Raw genomic sequence first — 1,610 nt, forward strand, 5'->3', positions numbered from 1 at the left:
GCCGTAAACGATGTCTACTAGCTGTTCGTGACCTTGTGTTGTGAGTAGCGCAGCTAACGCACTAAGTAGACCGCCTGGGGAGTACGGTCGCAAGATTAAAACTCAAATGAATTGACGGGGGCCCGCACAAGCGGTGGAGCATGTGGTTTAATTCGACGCAACGCGAAGAACCTTACCTACTCTTGACATCTACGGAAGACTGCAGAGATGCGGTTGTGCCTTCGGGAACCGTAAGACAGGTGCTGCATGGCTGTCGTCAGCTCGTGTTGTGAAATGTTGGGTTAAGTCCCGCAACGAGCGCAACCCCTATCCTTAGTTGCCAGCGATTCGGTCGGGAACTCTAGGGAGACTGCCGGTGATAAACCGGAGGAAGGTGGGGACGACGTCAAGTCATCATGGCCCTTACGAGTAGGGCTACACACGTGCTACAATGGTACGTACAGAGGGAGGCAAGCTGGCGACAGTGAGCGGATCTCTTAAAGCGTATCGTAGTCCGGATCGCAGTCTGCAACTCGACTGCGTGAAGTCGGAATCGCTAGTAATCGCAAATCAGAATGTTGCGGTGAATACGTTCCCGGGCCTTGTACACACCGCCCGTCACACCATGGGAGTGGGTTGCAAAAGAAGTAGGTAGCTTAACCGCAAGGAGGGCGCTTACCACTTTGTGATTCATGACTGGGGTGAAGTCGTAACAAGGTAACCCTAGGGGAACCTGGGGTTGGATCACCTCCTTACCTAAAGCAGACTAGATTGTGTAGTGTCCACACAGATGATTGATTGATACGTAGAGCAAACAGTAAGAACCATTGCGGTTACGGCTGGTCTGTAGCTCAGGTGGTTAGAGCGCACCCCTGATAAGGGTGAGGTCGGTAGTTCGAGTCTACTCAGACCAACCAAATTTCGCTTTATGCTTCGTTACGACAAACCTCACATACTTTGAGTATGCTTCGGTTCATCGTGCCTCGCCTAAAACGAAATGACCCAATATCTCGTTTAGGGGTTATAGCTCAGCTGGGAGAGCGCCTGCCTTGCACGCAGGAGGTCAGCGGTTCGATCCCGCTTAACTCCACCATTCCTTGTGAATGACTACTGTTTGAAAACTCAAAAACAACCATTCTTTAAAAGAATCGTTCTTTTTGAGCTTTATGCTCGAAGTGCTCTTTAACAAATTGGCAAGCTGATAGAAAGAAACAAGGTAACAAATTTATTTGTGAACCTTATCACACCTACAAGTCCAGACATTTTGGGGTTGTATGGTTAAGTGACTAAGCGTACACGGTGGATGCCTTGGCAGTCAGAGGCGATGAAGGACGTGCTAACCTGCGAAAAGCTGTGAGAAGTCGGTAAGAGACGTTAGACTCACAGATGTCCGAATGGGGAAACCCACCTGATTTATCAGGTATCGTTACATGAATACATAGTGTAACGAGGCGAACCGGGAGAACTGAAACATCTAAGTACCCCGAGGAAAAGAAATCAACCGAGATCCCCTTAGTAGCGGCGAGCGAACGGGGGCTAGCCCTTAAGTTGGTAAAGCGTTAGTGGAACGCTCTGGAAAGTGCGGCGATACAGGGTGATAGCCCCGTACACGAAAAGGCTTTATCAATGAA

Annotated in this window: 2 tRNA genes and 2 rRNA genes; all 4 read left to right on the forward strand. The window is 49.6% G+C overall.

Annotated elements, in window-relative coordinates:
- A 16S ribosomal RNA gene (locus SD53_RS12535) occupies positions 1 to 734 on the forward strand; the annotation flags it as partial.
- An 85-nt stretch (positions 735 to 819) separates the two neighbouring features.
- Positions 820 to 896: transfer RNA gene (locus SD53_RS12540), tRNA-Ile, on the forward strand.
- A gap of 100 nt (positions 897 to 996) precedes the next feature.
- Positions 997 to 1,072: transfer RNA gene (locus tag SD53_RS12545), tRNA-Ala, on the forward strand.
- 183 nt (positions 1,073 to 1,255) lie between these two features.
- A 23S ribosomal RNA gene (locus tag SD53_RS12550) occupies positions 1,256 to 1,610 on the forward strand; the annotation flags it as partial.

It is taken from the genome of Rheinheimera mesophila, from assembly GCF_000986865.1.
Taxonomy (GTDB): Bacteria; Pseudomonadota; Gammaproteobacteria; order Enterobacterales; family Alteromonadaceae; genus Pararheinheimera; species Pararheinheimera mesophila.